The organism is Cellulosimicrobium cellulans (assembly GCF_007679345.1).
Lineage (GTDB): Bacteria > Actinomycetota > Actinomycetes > Actinomycetales > Cellulomonadaceae > Cellulomonas > Cellulomonas cellulans_A.
Genome location: NZ_VEGH01000003.1, coordinates 145,261 through 160,253, shown reverse-complemented (window position 1 = coordinate 160,253; position 14,993 = coordinate 145,261). Strand labels below are relative to the sequence as shown.

The window sequence follows — 14,993 nt, the reverse complement described above, 5'->3', positions numbered from 1 at the left end:
GCTCCGCTCAGGCCGGACCGAAGCGGTCGTAGAACGCGCGGGGGTCGCCCGCCAGCGAGGCCTTGACCGTCGCGCTCCACTCGTCGACGACGACCTCGAGGTCGCCCGCCTCGACGGCGTCCAGCACGGTGCGGACGACCACCGCCGGGTCGGTCTTCGGCCCCTTGAGCCCCGCCGCCATGTCCGTGTCCGCCAGCCCGAGGTGCACGGAGGTGACCCGCGTGCCCTGTGCGGCGAGCTCCAGCCGCAGGGCGTTGCTCATGTTCCAGTTCGCCGCCTTGGACACGGCGTACGCCCCGGCACCCGGAGCGGCGAACCAGGACAGCGCGGAGGCGATGTTGACAATCGCCCCGCCCCCGTTGGCCGCGAGGACCGGGGCGAAGGCGCGGACCATCGACAGCGCGCCCCAGAAGTTGACGTCCATCTCGGCGCGCACGCCGTCCAGGTCCCCGAGCAGCCGCGACCCGGTCGAGATGCCGGCGTTGTTCACGAGCAGGTCGACGTCGGCGGCCAGCTCGGCGGCCGCAGCGACCGCGTCGGGGTCGGTCACGTCCAGGGCCACCGGCCGGACGCCGGGGAGGTCGATCGTCGCGGGCTCGCGGGCGGCGGCGTAGACGGTCGCCCCCCGGGCGAGGAGCTCGGCGGCGAAGTGGTGGCCGAGGCCGCGGTTGGCCCCGGTGATGAGTGCGGTTGTCATGTCTGGCACGCTAGGACCTGACGTTGACGTCAGGGTCAAGTCCAGGTCGAGCGGTCGAGGAGACGGATGCGCATCGGGGAGGTCGCCGCACGGGCCGGCGTGAGCGTGCGCGCGTTGCGCTACTACGAGGAGCAGGGGCTGCTCACCGCCGAGCGCAGCCCGAGCGGCCAGCGCCGGTACGCCCCCGAGGCGGTCGACCGGGTCACGTTCATCCAGCACCTCTACGCCGCCGGTCTCAGCAGCAAGGCCGTGCTGCGGATCCTGCCCTGCATGGAGCACGGCGGGCTCACCGAGGAGATGCTCGACCGGCTGCTGGCCGAGCGCGCCCGCGTGCAGGGCCAGCTCGACCAGCTGACCGCGACGCGCGACAGGCTCGACGAGGTGATCCGGCACGGGCGGGCGAACCGCGCGGGTCAGGGCCGGTACGCCGGCGAGAGCGGGTGCGCGACCGCGTCGTGACGACGCGAGCACCCTCGGCCGCCGGTGGGGCCCCCGGGATGACGCTGTCATCCAGCCGTTGTACCCGGGCGCCCACCGCATCTCGTCCCGCCGGAGGTCCCGGCGCCGCAGGCCTCGCTCCTACGTTCGGAGGACACCGAGCGAGGAGGACGCATGATCGAGGCCACCGGCCTGACCAAGACGTATGAGGGGAAGGTGGCGGTCGACGGCATCAGCTTCACGGTCCGACCCGGTGCGGTCACCGGGTTCCTGGGTCCGAACGGCGCGGGGAAGTCCACGACGATGCGGATGATCGTGGGGCTCGACCGCCCGACCGCCGGTTCCGTCACCGTGAACGGCCGCCGTTACGCGGAGCACCGCGCCCCGCTGGGCGAGGTCGGGGCGCTGCTCGACGCGAAGGCCGTCCACGGCGGACGGTCCGCGAGGGCGCACCTGCTGGCGCTGGCGGCGACCCACGGGATCGCCCCGCGCCGCGTGACGACCGTGATGGAGGAGACCGGCCTGCTGCCCGTGGCGCGCAAGCGGGCCGGGACGTTCTCGCTGGGCATGGGCCAGCGGCTCGGCATCGCCGCGGCGCTGCTCGGCGACCCGCGGACCCTGATCCTGGACGAGCCCGTGAACGGGCTGGACCCGGAGGGCGTCGTCTGGGTGCGGAACCTGCTCCGTGGCCTGGCGGCGCAGGGCCGGACGGTGCTGCTGTCGTCGCACCTCATGTCCGAGATGGCGCTGACCGCGGACCACCTGATCGTCCTCGGCCGCGGGCGCGTGCTCGCGGACGCGCCCGTGGCGGAGGTCGTGGAGCGAGCGCGGACCCGGGTCGTGCGGGTGCGGACGCCGATGGCGCAGGAGCTGGCGGCCGCGCTGCGGGCGCTGCCGGGCGTCGAGGTCGCGCCCGCCGGGCCCGACCTGCTCGACGTGACCGGGGCGGAGGCTCCGGAGGTCGCGCAGGTCGCCACCGGCGCGGGGGTCGTGCTGCACGAGCTGGCCCCCGTCCAGGTCTCCCTCGAGGACGCCTACATGCAGCTCACCGCGACCGAGGTGGAGTACCGCTCGGGCTCGCCCGACGCGGTCGACGACCGCACCTCCCCCACGTCCCGGACGACCCGCACCACCGGAGGTGCCCGATGACCACGTTCACGCTCGCCGACCTGCCCGCGCGCTCCACGCCCGTCGCGCAGCCGGTGACGTTCCCCCGCCTCGTCGCCGCCGAGTGGATCAAGCTGCGGACGCTGCGCTCGACGTGGTGGTCCCTGCTGGTGGGTGTCGCGTTCCTCCCGGCGTTCGCGGCGATGCGCTTCTCGAGCATCTCCGCGGTGCCCGAGGCGGTCGGCTCCCCGTACCTCGTCGGCGCGGTGTACGTGACGTCCGGCGTCGCGCTGACGCAGCTGGTGTTCTGCACGCTCGGGGTGCTGTCGATCGCCGGGGAGTACGGCACCGGGCAGATCCGGTCGACGCTGACCGCCGCACCTCGTCGGCTCCCGGCGCTGTGGGCGAAGCTGTTCGTCACGGTCGCCGTGGTGATGGTCGCCTCGCTGCTCGGCGTGGCGCTCGCGTGGGCGGCCGGGACGCCGTGGTTCGAGCGCACGGGCATGTCGATCGACCTGACCCGTGCGGACGACCTGCGGATCCTGCTGGGCGTCCCGCTGTACCTCGGTGCGGCGACGGCCCTGGCGTTCGGCATCGGCGCGATCGTGCGCAGCTCGGCGGCGGGGATCGCGACCGTGCTGGGCCTGCTGCTCGTCCTGGAGAACGGCCTGGGCGCGGTGCCGTGGAAGCCGCTGCAGACGTTCGCGTCGTTCCTGCCGGCGAGCGCGGGCAACCGCCTGCTGCAGTCCGACGCGGTCGGGTCGGTGATCACCACGTCGAGCACCACGACCCTGTCGCCCTGGGAGGGCTACGGCGTGATGCTCGCCTGGGTGGCGGTGGTGCTGGTCGCGGCGTCGGTGCTGCTGCGCCGACGGGATGCCTGACGCGGCAGGTCTGGGAGAGTACGGACGTGGCCGCGCAGGACAGGACCGACGAGGACGGGCTGACCACCCCGCCGATCTTCACCGAGCTGTCCGCGCGCCCGCTCGGACCGGTCCGCCGGTTCCTGCGGCGGCGCCCGGCGGTGGTGGACCTGCTCGTGGCCGCCGGCTTCGCAGGGTGGGCGCTGCTGCTGGGCGTCGGAGCTGACTCGATGTACTCCCTGTACGCGCGGTTCGGCGGCGACCGGGTGCTGCAGATGCAGCTCGCCTCCCTCGGGCTGACCGTGGCGGGGGCGATCGCGCTGCTGGTACGACGCCGCCGGCCGGTGCCCGTGGCCGTCGCGATGGCGCTGCTCGGGGTCGGGGCGCTGGCGGCGACCGGCGCGACGTCGGGCTTCGAGGTCGGGACGGCGGTCGCGCTGTTCACCGTCGCCACCCGTCGGGACCCGGCGGTCACGTGGGCCGTGCTCGCCGGGACGGTCACCTCGCTGCTCCTGGCCGCGTGGCTGCTCCCGCTGCCGCCGGTCGTCGGCGCCCTCGCGGCCGGTCTCGACCCGGACGGGGCGGGCCGCGACCTCCGGGGCACCGTCTGGTTCCAGACCGCCGCGCCGGTGGTCGTGCTCGCGCTGCTCGCCGTCGCGACCGGTGCGAGCGTGCGGAACCGGAGGCTCCACCTCGCGGCGTTCGTCGAGCAGGCGAACGCGGTGGCCCGCGAGCAGGAGCAGCGCGTGCAGCTCGCCCGGGCGTCGGAGCGCGCACGCATCGCCCGCGAGATGCACGACGTCGTCGCGCACAGCGTCTCGGTGATGGTGACCCTCGGCGGTGGTGCGGCCGCGGCGCTGGACCAGGCACCGGACCGGTCCCGGGCGGCGCTCGGCGAGCTGGTCGCGACCGGCCAGGGGGCGCTGCGCGACATGCGCCGGGTCCTGGACGTCCTGCACGAGGACGAGCCCGGCGGCGCGGCGGGCCCGGGGGCGCCGCTCACCCCGCAGCCCGGCACCGGGGACCTGGGGGCGCTCGCCGACCGGTTCCGCACCGCGGGCCTCGCGCTGCACGCGACCGGACTCGACGACCGCGGCCTGGCCACGCTCCCCGCTGCCCTGCAGCTCACGGTGTTCCGCATCGCGCAGGAGGCGCTGACGAACGTGCTGCGGCACGCGCCGGGGACCGCGGGCGCCGCGCTCGCCGTGCGCCGGACCGCCGGGTCGGTGGAGCTCGTCGTGACCGACCAGGGGGACGCACGTGCGATCCCCGGAGGCGCGGGCGCGGGGCGGGGCGTGCTCGGGATGCGCGAGCGCGCCGCGGCGTTCGGCGGCACCGTCGAGGCCGGTCCGCACGGGACCGGCTGGCGCGTCCGGGCCGTGCTGCCGCACGCGGAGGGGAACGCATGACCACGGTGCTGCTGGCGGACGACCACGCACTCGTCCGCATGGGCTTCCGCCTCCTGCTGGAGAGCGCCGGCGACCTGGAGGTCGTCGGCGAGGCGGGCGACGGGCGCGCGGCCGTCGAGCAGGCAGCTGCCCTGCGGCCGCACGTCGTCCTCATGGACGTGCGGATGCCGAGGACCGACGGCATCGAGGCCACACGGGAGATCGTCGCGGCCGACCCCGACGTGCGGGTGCTCGCCCTCACCACGTTCGACCTCGACGAGTACGCCTTCGCGGCGCTGCAGGCCGGCGCCAGCGGGTTCCTCGTGAAGGACGCCGCGCCGACCGAGCTGGTGGCGGCGGTGCGGACGGTCGCGGCCGGCGACGCGGTGGTCTCCCCCCGGATCACCGGGCGCATGCTCGCGATGTTCTCCCGCGCCCTGCCCGCGCGCGGCACCCGGTCGGACGACGGGGTGGACCCGCGGCTGGCGGTGCTCACCCCGCGGGAGCTCGAGGTGCTGCGCTGCGTGGGCGAGGGCCGCTCGAACGGCGAGATCGCCGTCCAGCTCCAGGTGTCGGAGGCGACGGTGAAGACCCACCTGGCGCGCATCCTGCCGAAGCTCGGGGCGCGTGACCGCGTCCAGGCCGTCGTCCTCGCCTACGAGACGGGTCTCGTGCACGTCGGGCGCGCCTGACGTCTCCCGCGCGTGCCGCACCCGGCCGGGACAGAGGGTGAGACCGCGGTCCGCGCCGAGCGGCACCGCCGAGGCCGCCACCCCCTCGGGGCGTCACCCGATGACCGGCGCGCTCTCCGGGTACCGGAAGAGCCGCCGTCGCTCGCGCAGCGCCAGCGCCGCGCCCAGCGCGACGGGTCCCAGCCTGCCCACGAACATCAGCGCGACGAGGATCAGCTGGTGCCACGGCGCGAGGTCGGCGGTGATCCCGGTCGACAGGCCGACGGTGCCGAAGGCGGAGACCACCTCGAACAGCACCTGGTCCCCCGTGAACGGCGACGTCATCGTGATCAGCACCGCGGGGCCCACCACGGCGGCCACGCCGAGCAGCGCCACGGCGAGCGCCTGGCGCTGCGTCGCCGAGGAGAGGCGCCGGCGGAAGACCGTGACGTCCGGGTCGCCGCGCAGCTCCGACCAGATCGCGAAGAGCAGGACGGCGAAGGTGGTCATCTTGATCCCGCCGGCGGTGCCCGCACTCCCCCCGCCGATGAACATCAGCACGTCGTTCGCCAGCCAGTGCCCTCGTTCATGCCGGCGACGTCGATGCTGTTGAACCCTCGGCGGATTGCTCGAGGGTGCGGTGCGCGCCATCCGCACGATCAAGGCGGGGCGGGCCGAGCGCGCGCACCAAGCCCGCGTCACCGACGCCGCCCGCGCGTCCGCCCGGCACAGCGTGCGGTCGGTGCGCATCGAGGCCGCGGCCTGGACGGTGGCGGGCGGCGGGATGCAGCTGGCGGTGATCGTGGTGCTGGCTCTGGGCGCAGCCCGGGTGGACTCGGGCCTGCTGACGGTGTCGAGCCTGGTGGCGTTCATGATGTACGCGTTCCAGCTGCTCGAGCCCGTGACCAGCCTGGCCTCGAACGTCACGCAGCTGCAGGCGGGGATCGCGGCGGCCGGCCGCATCGCGGAGGTCCAGGCCATGCCCGCCGAGGACGGCCCTGCAGGCGCGGCCCGCGACGTCGGCAGGGGCGCACGGCCCGAGGTGCCGCTGCTGGTGATGGAGGGCGTGCGCGCCCGGTACGCGCCGTCCGCCGCCCCGGTGGTCGAGGGCCTCGACCTCGTGGTGCCGCGGCGGGGTCACATCGCCCTCGTCGGACCCTCCGGGGCCGGCAAGACCACGACGCTGTCTCTCATCCTGCGGTTCCTGCACCCGGACGGCGGGCGGATCCTGCTCGACGGCGTGCCGTACGACGAGCTCTCCCTGGCTCAGGTGCGCGCGCGCTTCGCGTACGTGGAGCAGGAGACCCCCGTGGTGCCCGGGACGGTGCGGGAGAACCTCACCCTGACGACCCCCGGCGCCGACGACGAGGCCCAGTGGGCGGCCTTGGCCGCCGTCGGCCTCACCGAGACCGTCGAGGGACTGCCCGAGGGGCTGGACACGCCGATGATCGGCGCGACGATGTCCGGCGGGCAGCGGCAGCGGATCGCCCTGGCGCGCGCCCCGCTCCACGCGCCCGACGCGTTGCTGCTGGACGAGGCCACGTCCCAGGTCGACGGACTCACGAAGGCGGCCGTCCAGCAGGTCATCGCCGAGGTCGCCCGGGAGCGCGCCGTCATCACGATCGCCCACCGGCTGTCCACCGTCCTCGAGGCGGACGAGATCGTGGTGTTCGAGGCCGGTCGCATCCGGGCGCGCGGAACGCACGACGAGCTGCTGGTCCACGACGAGCTGTACCGCGAGCTGGTGCGTGCTCTGCGCATCCACGACCCCGCTCGTGAACTATACTGACGTGTCAGTACAGTATTGAGAGGAGACGTCGTGGTGAACGGTCGGGCACTGGTGGTGGGCGCTGGATTGGCGGGCTGCGCCGCGGCGTGGTGGCTCGACCGGTACGGGTGGGACGTCGTCCTGGTCGACAAGGAGCTCGACCCCTACCCCAGCAGCTACCTGCTGCAGCTCGACGCCGAGGCGTCGCGCGTGCTGCGCGTGATGGGCGGGGCCGGGATCCTGGAGGAGGCGACGTTCGCCGCCCCGGAGGTGTCGTTCCGCTGGGGCGCGCGGCGGCTGCGGGAGCTCACGATCGACACCGGTGACGGCTGGCGGCTGGCGCGGCGCGCGGTGCTGCTGTCGCGGCTGTCCGCACACGTCCCCGCTGCCGTCGACAGGCGGATGGGGCTCGGCCTGGAGGCGCTGGAGCACCGGACCGACGAGGTGGTGGCGCGGTTCAGCGACGGCTCGTCCGAGGGTTTCGACATGGTGGTCGGGGCGGACGGGCTGCACTCGACGGTGCGCAGCCTGACCGTGGCGCCGGAGTCCCAGAGCGTGTACCGGAACGGGCTGACGCACGTGTGGATCAACGCCGACGTCCCGCTCCCCGGCGGCCGCGCGGTGATCGCACCGCGCGAGGGGACGCTGTCGCTGATCTACCCCTACATGGACACGTACCAGACGTCCGTCATGACGCTCGTGCCGGTCGCGGACGACACCCCGCTGGACGCGCCCCGGCTGGTCGAGCGGGTGTGCGACGTGGTCGAGCGCCTCGGCCCGGACATGAGGGTGGTCGCGCAGGCGGCTCGCGTGTCGCAGGACGTGAAGTTCACCCGGTTCTCGCAGGTCCGCCTGCCGCGGTGGTCCACGCGCCGCGTCGTGCTGCTCGGCGACGCGGCCCACTGCATCGACCCGGTCTCGGGCATGGGCGCCCACGCGTCGCTGCCCGGAGCGAAGGCGCTGGCCGAGGCGCTGGACGAGTCGGATGACCTGACTACTGCCTTCGCGAGGTTCGAGGCGGAGATGCGGCCGTTCGCGCAGACCGCGCAGAGCATCACCGCCAGGGCCGTGGAGCTCAGCACCGCGACGCGCAGCACGAGCCGCGCAGCGGCGCTGGCCGGCGGGTTCGGCGACCTGCTGGCGACCGTCCCGGCGACGGCCAACCGGCTCCTCCGTCGCGGGCGCACCGCTCGAGCCTGACGGGTGCGCGAGCGGCCCGCGCCGCTCGCGCACCCGACCCTTGACACACTGGGCCCCGCAACCCAGCACCAGCATCCGGAAGTGAGAGGCATGGGACGAACAGCAGGCCGAGCCCCCCAGGACACCAAGCGGCTGATCCTCGACGCCGCCAAGGGGGTCGTGGTGGCACAGGGTTCACGCGCGACGCTGGACGACGTGGCGGCTGCCGCCGGCCTGACGCGCGGGGCGGTGATCTACCACTACAGCTCGAAGAACACACTGTGGCTCGCCCTGGCACGCGATGTCTTCGCCCGGTTCGACCAGGCGGTGCGGGACGTCATCGAGGACGGCCCGGCGCCGGGCCGCCTCGCCCGCGCCTTCGTCCGCGCGTCGCTGGACGGCGACGGCCTCGACGCCGTGGGCGAGCGCCTGTTCCTGGTGGCCGCGTTAGCCAGTGCCCCGGGCGTCGCGGACATCGTCGCGGAGGACGGCGCCCGGTGGAAGCGCGAGATGGCCCAGGACGGGCTCTCCCTCGGGGCGCGGACCGTCGTCCTGACGTCCATCGAAGGAGCCGGCCTGCTCGCGGGCTGGGGGCTGCGCCCCGAACCGGACGAGATCGCCGCCCTGCGCGCGGAGCTGGAGCACCTCACCGTCACCCCCGCCTGATCGGCCGCACGGAGGGTCGGGCTGCTACCGCTCTGATACTGTACTGACAAGTCAGTCCAGTATTCGTCGGACGACGCGGCCGCCGGTCGCGAGAACGGAGCACGCCATGACCCCTCCCCCCACCCGATCTGCCGACGTCGTCGTCGTCGGCGCCGGACTCGCAGGCCTGACCGTCGCGGACGAGCTCGCACGCGCCGGGCGCGACGTCCTGGTCCTCGAGGGGCGGGACCGGGTCGGCGGCCGGATCCGCCCCACAGCCGTCGCCGGTGTCCCCGTCGACGCCGGCGCGACCTGGATCGCCCCGGACCACACGGCCGTGCACGATCTCGTCAAGCGTCTGGGCGGCACGATCGTCCCCCAGTTCCACGAGGGCAAGGGCCTGATCTCGTTCGGTGGTCGGCGGCGGGTGGAGAGCGCCACCGCGCTCGCGCCCTGGGTGCTGCTCGACCTCAACCGGGTGATGGGGGTGCTGCAGAAGATGGTCGACGAGCTCCCCGTCGCCGAGCCGTGGAACCACCCGCGCGCCGCCGAGTACGACCAGATGTCGTTCGGCGAGTGGTTGACCGCCAAGCGCGCCCTCAAGGACACGCGCAAGTTCATGACGATGGTCTGCCTGGTCCACTGGGGTGCCCCGCCCAGCGACCTGTCGCTGCTCAACGTGATGCGGTACATCCGGACCCTGGGCGGCCTGGAGCACATGCTCGCCGTGGAGGGCGGGGACCAGCAGGACCGCGTGCTGGGGACGACGAACACCCTGGTCAGCGGGCTGGCCGAGTCGCTGGGGTCCCGCGTCGTCGTGAGCTCTCCGGTCGAGCGCATCGAGACCGCCGACGACCGCGTCACCGTGCACAGCGGTGACGCCCGCATCGACACCCGCTACGTCGTCGTGACGGCGGCGCCCGCGCACCGCTCGACCATCGAGTTCAGCCCTGCGCTCCCGGCCCCGCACTACGGGATGTCGCGCAGCTGGCGGTTCGGTGCCCTGAGCAAGGCGTTCGTCGCGTACGACCGCCCGTTCTGGCGGGACGCCGGCCTGTCCGGGGAGAGCGTCTCCGACGACCGCACCGTCTTCCTGACCTTCGACGTCAGCCCCGGCCCCGACGGGCCGGGCATCCTGATGGTGTTCTGCGACGCGCGCGGGTTCGACGGCCTCGGCGAGGCCGAGCGGCGCCGCCGCGTCGTGCGTCACCTCGTCCACCTCTACGGCGAGCGTGCTCGCCAGCACATCGACTACACCGACTTCGCCTGGGGCAACGACGACTTCGCGCCCGGCGGGCCGAACCCCGCCGTGGGCACCGGGGGCTGGACCTCCTTCGGGCGCTTCCTCCGCGAGCCGGTCGGTCGGGTGCACTGGGCGGGCAGCGAGACGGCCGACGCCACGTCCGGCACGATGAACGGGGCGATCCTGTCCGGGCAGCGCGCGGCCGCGGAGGTGGCCGCGCGGCTCGACGGCGAGCGCTGACCGGACGCCTGGACGGGGGCCCCTCGGTGGCGCCCCCGTCCAGGCACCTCTCGCACGTCCACGTCGCGGACGCACCCGCGGGTCGGGGCGCTGATCCGCTGCGTCAGGCCCCGGGGAGCTGCGACAAGGTCGTCCACGCCCGGAGCCCTGCCACCCGCGCGTCCGGTCCGCTGACCACGAGGTGGTCTCCGGGGCTGATCTCCAGCCAGTGCGCCGGCGGCGTCGGGCGCCCGTCGTGCCCGATCCGCGCGAGGACGTCCACCCCGAACAGGTGGCGCGCGGTCTCCAGCGTGTGCCGGCCCCGCAGCTCCGGGGGTGCGGGGACGATCGCGACGACCCGGTCGGCGGACGCGCGCAGGGTGTCGGCCCCGGGGTGGAGCATGGCGGCGGTGATGGCCAGAGCGGCGTCGCGGTCGGGATGCAGGACGCGGTCGGCGCCGACGCTGCGGAGCACGCGCCCGTGGCGGGCGTCGCGCGCGGTCACCCAGACCGGGCGCACGTGGTGGTCGACCAGGTAGCCGGTGGCGAGCACGGCGGCACCGAGGGCGCTGCCGAGGCAGATGATGGCGGCGCTGCTGTCGAACGCGCCGGCGGAGTCGAGCTGCGTGACGGAGGTGGCGTCGGCGTGCACGGCGGGCAGGCCGAGGTGCTCCACCCGGTCGGCGTCGTGGTCCACGCCCAGGACCGACAGCCCGCTGGCGTCGAGGGCGCGCACGACCGACTCGCCGAGCGCGCCGAGCCCGACCACGAGGACCTGACCCGACACCGCCCGCACGTCCATGTCACCGGGGTCGGGGGCCGGCTGCGCACCCTGCGCGAGGATCGGGCCGGTCACCGGATCATCGCCTGGAGCTCGTCGAGGACGGCGGATTCCATCAACCCGGTGGCATAGGGCCCCCACGGCACCGACCCCAGCGCCCAGGCGTCGATCGCGAGCGCCGCGGTCCACTCGTCGTGGTCGAGCAGGTGCCAGCCGGGCAGCACCACCGGCGAGAGGCACTGAGCCGCCTCCGCCGCGCTGCGGTCGGCCTCGACGCCGGTCAGGATCATCAGCCGCAGGAGCGCGGCGCTCCGGCGGTCGTCGCTGAGGACGTCGAGCATCGAGACCACGCCGGCTCGCGTGGGGTGCAGGTGCAGGGGTGCGAGGTCGTCGAACCCGTCGCCCACGACCTCCTCGAGCACCTCGCCGAGCAGCTCGTCGATCGACCCGTACATGCTCTGCAACCACTGCGGGTCCCGGTCGGCGACCTGGGCGACGCGCGTGAGCGTCAGCGCCTCGACGCCCCCGTGCTGCACCAGGGTGAGCACCGCGTCGACCAGCGGCCGGTCGTCGCGCACGACGACCTGGTCCCACTGCTCGGAGGGCGCGCTCCACCGCGGCCTCGGGTGCGGGACGCCCGCGTAGTCGGCGACCGCTCCCAGTGAGCGGTTCCACCACTCGAGGTCGTCGGGGTACACCCCGGCGCGCCAGCCGAGCAGGCACCCGTCGAGGGCGAGGAACGCGACGGACGCCTGAGGATCCCGCGTCGGCGTGCGCGCCACCGCGGTGACCGCGCGCGCGAGCCGTCGGGCGAGGGCGGCGCGGATCTGCTCGTTACGAGGGGCCATGGGCACCTTCCGGGTGAGGTCAGAGCTCTTGGGCGAAGTTGCCCTGCAGGCGCGCGAAGACCCGCTGCGCGACCCAGAGCAGGACGAGGGAGACCACCAGCGCGACCGCGAACCGCGGGCTCAGGTCGGACGGGAACGGCTCGCCGTCCCCCGCGACCCAGAAGGCGCGGTGGAAGGCGAAGACCACCAGGGTCATCGGGTTCCACAGGTACAGCTCCTGGACCCAGTCCGGCGTGGCACGGGTCACCAGGCCCCAGGAGTAGACGATCGGCGAGGCCCACATCAGGACCATGAAGGCGACCTCGACAAGGTGCTGCACATCGCGCAGGTACACGTTCAGCGCCGACAGCAGCAGCGACACGGCCGTGCCGAGCACCATCAGGAGCACGATGCCCGCCGCCGCGTAGAGCCATCGCGAGCCGGTGGGGAACTGTCCGCGCACCGCGGTGAACGCCATGAGGATCGCGAGCTGGACGACGAAGTTGAAGGTGGCCGACCCCAGCGTGCTCAGCGGGAAGAGCTCCCGCGGGACGTAGACCTTCTTCACCAGGCCCGCGTTCGCCACGATCGAAGCGGTGCCCTGCTGGACGATCTCCGAGTAGAACTGCCAGGCGGTCAGCCCGCTGAACACGAAGATCGCGAACTCCGGGACCGAACGCTGCGCCCCCAGGATCTTGCCGAGCACGAGCCAGTAGATCAGGAGCATCGTCAGCGGCCGGGTGGTGCTCCAGAAGAAGCCGAGCACGGAGTCCTTGTACCGGGACTTGATCTCCCGGCGGATCAGCAGCCCGAGCAGCTCGCCGTGCGCGGCGATGCCGCGGACCGAGGACACGGACCCCCGGAACAGGCCCGGTGCCGTGCTCACGACCCGCCACGGCTCCTCCGCGAGCCGGGCCGCACGATCGGCAGCGAGATCCCCGGGGCGCTGGGCTGCCACGTCCGCTTCTCCGACCCCTACGGCCACCGGTCCCACCTCTCTCCAACCGACCATGCGGTCGGTTCTGCAGACCGGATCGTATAGTATCGAGGTATGAACTCGACCCCCTCCGGCGCGCCCGGACCCGTCCGCGCCGGTCGCCGCGCCTGGTTCGCGCTGATCGTCCTGACGCTGGCCGTCGTCCTCCTGGCCGTCGACGGGACGGTCCTGACCCTCGCGATCCCCGCGCTGACAGCCGATCTCGGGCCCACCTCGACCCAGATCCTCTGGATGGGCGACATCTACTCGTTCATGCTGGCGGGGCTGCTGGTCACGATGGGGAACGTCGCCGACCGCTTCGGGCGCAAGCGCCTGCTGCTGCTGGGCAGCATCGGGTTCGGCGTCAGCTCGGCCCTGGCGGCGTTCGCGCCCAACGCCGAGCTGCTCATCGCCGCGCGCGCCCTGCTGGGCGTGTTCGGGGCCACGATCATGCCCTCGACGCTGTCGATCCTGCGCAACCTCTTCGACGACCCCCGTCAGCGGGCCACGGCGATCGCCGTCTGGGCCGCCGGCGCGACCGGCGGAGCAGCGATCGGCCCGCTCGTCGGCGGGCTCCTGCTCGAGCACTTCTGGTGGGGCTCGGTGTTCCTGCTGAACGTGCCGGTCATGCTCGTGGTGGTCGGGGCCGGCCTGGCCCTGCTGCCCGAGTCGCGCAACCCCGCGGCCAACCGCATCGACCTGGCCTCCGCGGCCCTGTCCGTGGCCTTCATCGTGCCGATCGTCTACGCGATCAAGCACCTCGCCGGCAGCGGCTTCGACCCCTCGGTCCTGGTCAGCGCCGCGATCGGCGCCGTCGCCGGCGCGTTCTTCATCCGACGCCAGCGGCACCTCACGCACCCTCTGGTCGACATCTCGCTGTTCAAGGTCCCCGCGTTCTCCGGAGCGGTCGTCGCGGAGACCATCGCGATCTTCGCGTTCGTCGGCCTGCTGTTCTTCTTCTCGCAGTACCTCCAGCTCGTCCGCGAGCTCAGCCCGCTGCAGGCCGGCCTCGTCGAGCTGCCTGCCACCATCGCCTCCATGCTCGTGATCGCCGTGGCCGGCACCGCCTTGGCCCGCCTCGGGCGCGGCCGGGCGATCGCGGTCGGGATGACCACGTCCGCCATCGGCCTCGTCGTCCTGGCCGGGGCCGAGGGTGCACCGGGGTACTGGCTGCTGTGCGCGGCGATCGCGATCTGCGGACTCGGCGCCGGCCTGTCCACCACCCTCGCGACCGACGCGGTCGTGGGGGCGGTCCCGAAGGAGCGCGCGGGGGCGGCCTCCTCCATCTCCGAGACCGCGTACGAGCTCGGCGTCGCCCTCGGCATCGCGATCCTCGGGTCCCTCCAGACCGCGCTGTACCGGAGCCGGCTCGACGTCACCGCCCTGCCCGACGAGCTCGGCGCGGCCGTCCAGGACTCCCTCGCCAGCGCCGCCGTCGCTCTGCAGGACGCGGGTCCCGGTGCGGCTGCCATCATGGGTGACGCCCAGCACGCGTTCACCGGTGCCATGCAGGTCACCTCGCTGATCGCCGCGGCGCTGCTGGCGGTCGCCGCCGTCACCGCCTGGCGCACCATCCCGTCCCCGGTCGCAAAGGACATCGCATCGTGAACGCCTCCGGCACACAGCCCGCCACCCGCGACCGGGAGCGCACCCGCCGTGCGCTGGTGGACGCGGCCGGCCACCTGCTGCAGGAGCGAGGCACCGGCTTCAGCCTCGCCGACGTCGCTGCCCGGGCAGAGGTCTCCAAGAGCGGGCTGCTGCACCACTTCCCCAACCGGGACGCTCTCATCATCGCCGTCGTCGACACCGGCCTGCGGCGCTTCCGCGACGAGGTGATGCGGCACGTCGACCTCGCGGAGAACCACCCCGGCAAGGTCCTCCGCGGGTACGTGCGAGCGCTGTGCGGAACGAACCAGGATGTCACCGCGGCGTTCGCGCCCTCCGCCTACTGGAACGGCGTCGACGTCATCCCGGAGGTCGCCGAGCTCCTGCGCGACGACGCCCGGTGGTGGAACGAGACCTTCTCCCGCGACGGTCTCCCACGGGAGACGGCGCTCATCGTGCAGTTCGGCGCGGAAGGCGTCGCGGCCGCCGTCGCGCTCGGCCAGTACATCGACGCCGATGCGGTCGCCGTCGCCCGCGACGGCCTGCTCGCGCTCACCGAGCCGCGCACCTAGCCGGCACGAGGTCA

16 protein-coding genes are annotated in these 14,993 nt (G+C 73.8%); 11 read left to right on the top strand and 5 right to left on the bottom strand.

Going from position 1 to position 14,993, the window contains the following annotated elements; all coding sequences use genetic code 11:
- Positions 1 to 7: 7 nt before the first annotated feature.
- Entirely contained in the window at positions 8 to 697 is a 690-nt protein-coding gene (locus tag FS882_RS05160) for an SDR family oxidoreductase (protein WP_158371592.1), read from the bottom strand.
- A gap of 66 nt (positions 698 to 763) precedes the next feature.
- Here FS882_RS05160 and FS882_RS05155 point away from each other — a divergent pair, with 66 nt between their 5' ends.
- From FS882_RS05155 to FS882_RS05135, 5 genes are all read left to right on the top strand, one after another.
- The gene (locus tag FS882_RS05155) at positions 764 to 1,156 is read left to right on the top strand and encodes a MerR family transcriptional regulator (protein WP_158371590.1); all 393 of its coding nucleotides are present in this window, start codon (positions 764 to 766) and stop codon (positions 1,154 to 1,156) included.
- A gap of 153 nt (positions 1,157 to 1,309) precedes the next feature.
- The gene (locus tag FS882_RS05150; protein WP_158371588.1) at positions 1,310 to 2,284 is read left to right on the top strand and encodes an ABC transporter ATP-binding protein; all 975 of its coding nucleotides are present in this window, start codon (positions 1,310 to 1,312) and stop codon (positions 2,282 to 2,284) included.
- Positions 2,281 to 3,126, top strand: coding sequence for an ABC transporter permease (locus tag FS882_RS05145; protein ID WP_158371586.1), 846 nt, complete (start codon positions 2,281 to 2,283; stop codon positions 3,124 to 3,126). Before FS882_RS05150 ends, FS882_RS05145 begins: the two co-directional genes overlap by 4 nt.
- Positions 3,127 to 3,152: 26 nt before the next feature.
- Entirely contained in the window at positions 3,153 to 4,514 is a 1,362-nt protein-coding gene (locus tag FS882_RS05140; protein ID WP_158371584.1) for a sensor histidine kinase, read from the top strand.
- Positions 4,511 to 5,185 carry a response regulator transcription factor gene (locus FS882_RS05135; RefSeq protein ID WP_158371582.1) on the top strand — a complete coding sequence of 225 codons (675 nt, stop codon included), beginning with the start codon at positions 4,511 to 4,513 and terminating at the stop codon, positions 5,183 to 5,185. Before FS882_RS05140 ends, FS882_RS05135 begins: the two co-directional genes overlap by 4 nt.
- A gap of 93 nt (positions 5,186 to 5,278) precedes the next feature.
- Here the strand turns inward: FS882_RS05135 and FS882_RS05130 are convergent, their stop codons facing one another.
- Positions 5,279 to 5,719, bottom strand: coding sequence for a TrkH family potassium uptake protein (locus FS882_RS05130; protein WP_158371580.1), 441 nt, complete (start codon positions 5,717 to 5,719; stop codon positions 5,279 to 5,281).
- Between the two features lie 70 nt (positions 5,720 to 5,789).
- On the opposite strand from FS882_RS05130, the gene FS882_RS05125 reads away from it, so the two are divergent.
- The 4 genes from FS882_RS05125 (at position 5,790) to FS882_RS05110 (ending at position 10,239) form a co-directional block, all read left to right on the top strand.
- Complete coding sequence (locus FS882_RS05125) at positions 5,790 to 6,953, top strand: ABC transporter ATP-binding protein (protein ID WP_158371578.1); 1,164 nt, start codon at positions 5,790 to 5,792, stop codon at positions 6,951 to 6,953.
- Positions 6,954 to 6,986: 33 nt separating this feature from the next.
- Positions 6,987 to 8,132: an FAD-dependent oxidoreductase gene (locus FS882_RS05120; RefSeq protein ID WP_187365141.1), complete on the top strand. Its 1,146-nt coding sequence runs from the start codon at positions 6,987 to 6,989 to the stop codon at positions 8,130 to 8,132.
- A gap of 90 nt (positions 8,133 to 8,222) precedes the next feature.
- On the top strand, positions 8,223 to 8,777 hold the full coding sequence (locus FS882_RS05115; RefSeq protein WP_158371574.1) for a TetR/AcrR family transcriptional regulator: 555 nt from the start codon (positions 8,223 to 8,225) through the stop codon (positions 8,775 to 8,777).
- Positions 8,778 to 8,883: 106 nt separating this feature from the next.
- Positions 8,884 to 10,239 (top strand): flavin monoamine oxidase family protein, encoded by a 1,356-nt coding sequence (locus FS882_RS05110; RefSeq protein WP_158371572.1) that lies wholly within the window; start codon positions 8,884 to 8,886, stop codon positions 10,237 to 10,239.
- 103 nt (positions 10,240 to 10,342) lie between these two features.
- On the opposite strand, the gene FS882_RS05105 is transcribed toward FS882_RS05110, so the two are convergent.
- From FS882_RS05105 to FS882_RS05095, 3 genes are read right to left on the bottom strand one after another with little or no spacing between them, the layout of a single operon-like run.
- On the bottom strand, positions 10,343 to 11,074 hold the full coding sequence (locus tag FS882_RS05105; RefSeq protein WP_158371570.1) for a potassium channel family protein: 732 nt from the start codon (positions 11,072 to 11,074) through the stop codon (positions 10,343 to 10,345).
- A complete protein-coding gene (locus tag FS882_RS05100; RefSeq protein ID WP_158371568.1) occupies positions 11,071 to 11,847 on the bottom strand; it encodes a hypothetical protein in 777 nt (258 codons plus the stop codon). Before FS882_RS05100 ends, FS882_RS05105 begins: the two co-directional genes overlap by 4 nt.
- A gap of 19 nt (positions 11,848 to 11,866) precedes the next feature.
- Positions 11,867 to 12,712: an ABC transporter permease gene (locus tag FS882_RS05095; protein WP_262348078.1), complete on the bottom strand. Its 846-nt coding sequence runs from the start codon at positions 12,710 to 12,712 to the stop codon at positions 11,867 to 11,869.
- Between the two features lie 165 nt (positions 12,713 to 12,877).
- Here FS882_RS05095 and FS882_RS05090 point away from each other — a divergent pair, with 165 nt between their 5' ends.
- Positions 12,878 to 14,410, top strand: a complete 1,533-nt coding sequence (locus FS882_RS05090) for an MFS transporter (protein ID WP_158371564.1) — start codon at positions 12,878 to 12,880, stop codon at positions 14,408 to 14,410.
- The gene (locus FS882_RS05085; RefSeq protein ID WP_262348077.1) at positions 14,407 to 14,979 is read left to right on the top strand and encodes a TetR/AcrR family transcriptional regulator; all 573 of its coding nucleotides are present in this window, start codon (positions 14,407 to 14,409) and stop codon (positions 14,977 to 14,979) included. Before FS882_RS05090 ends, FS882_RS05085 begins: the two co-directional genes overlap by 4 nt.
- Positions 14,980 to 14,993: the final 14 nt, after the last annotated feature.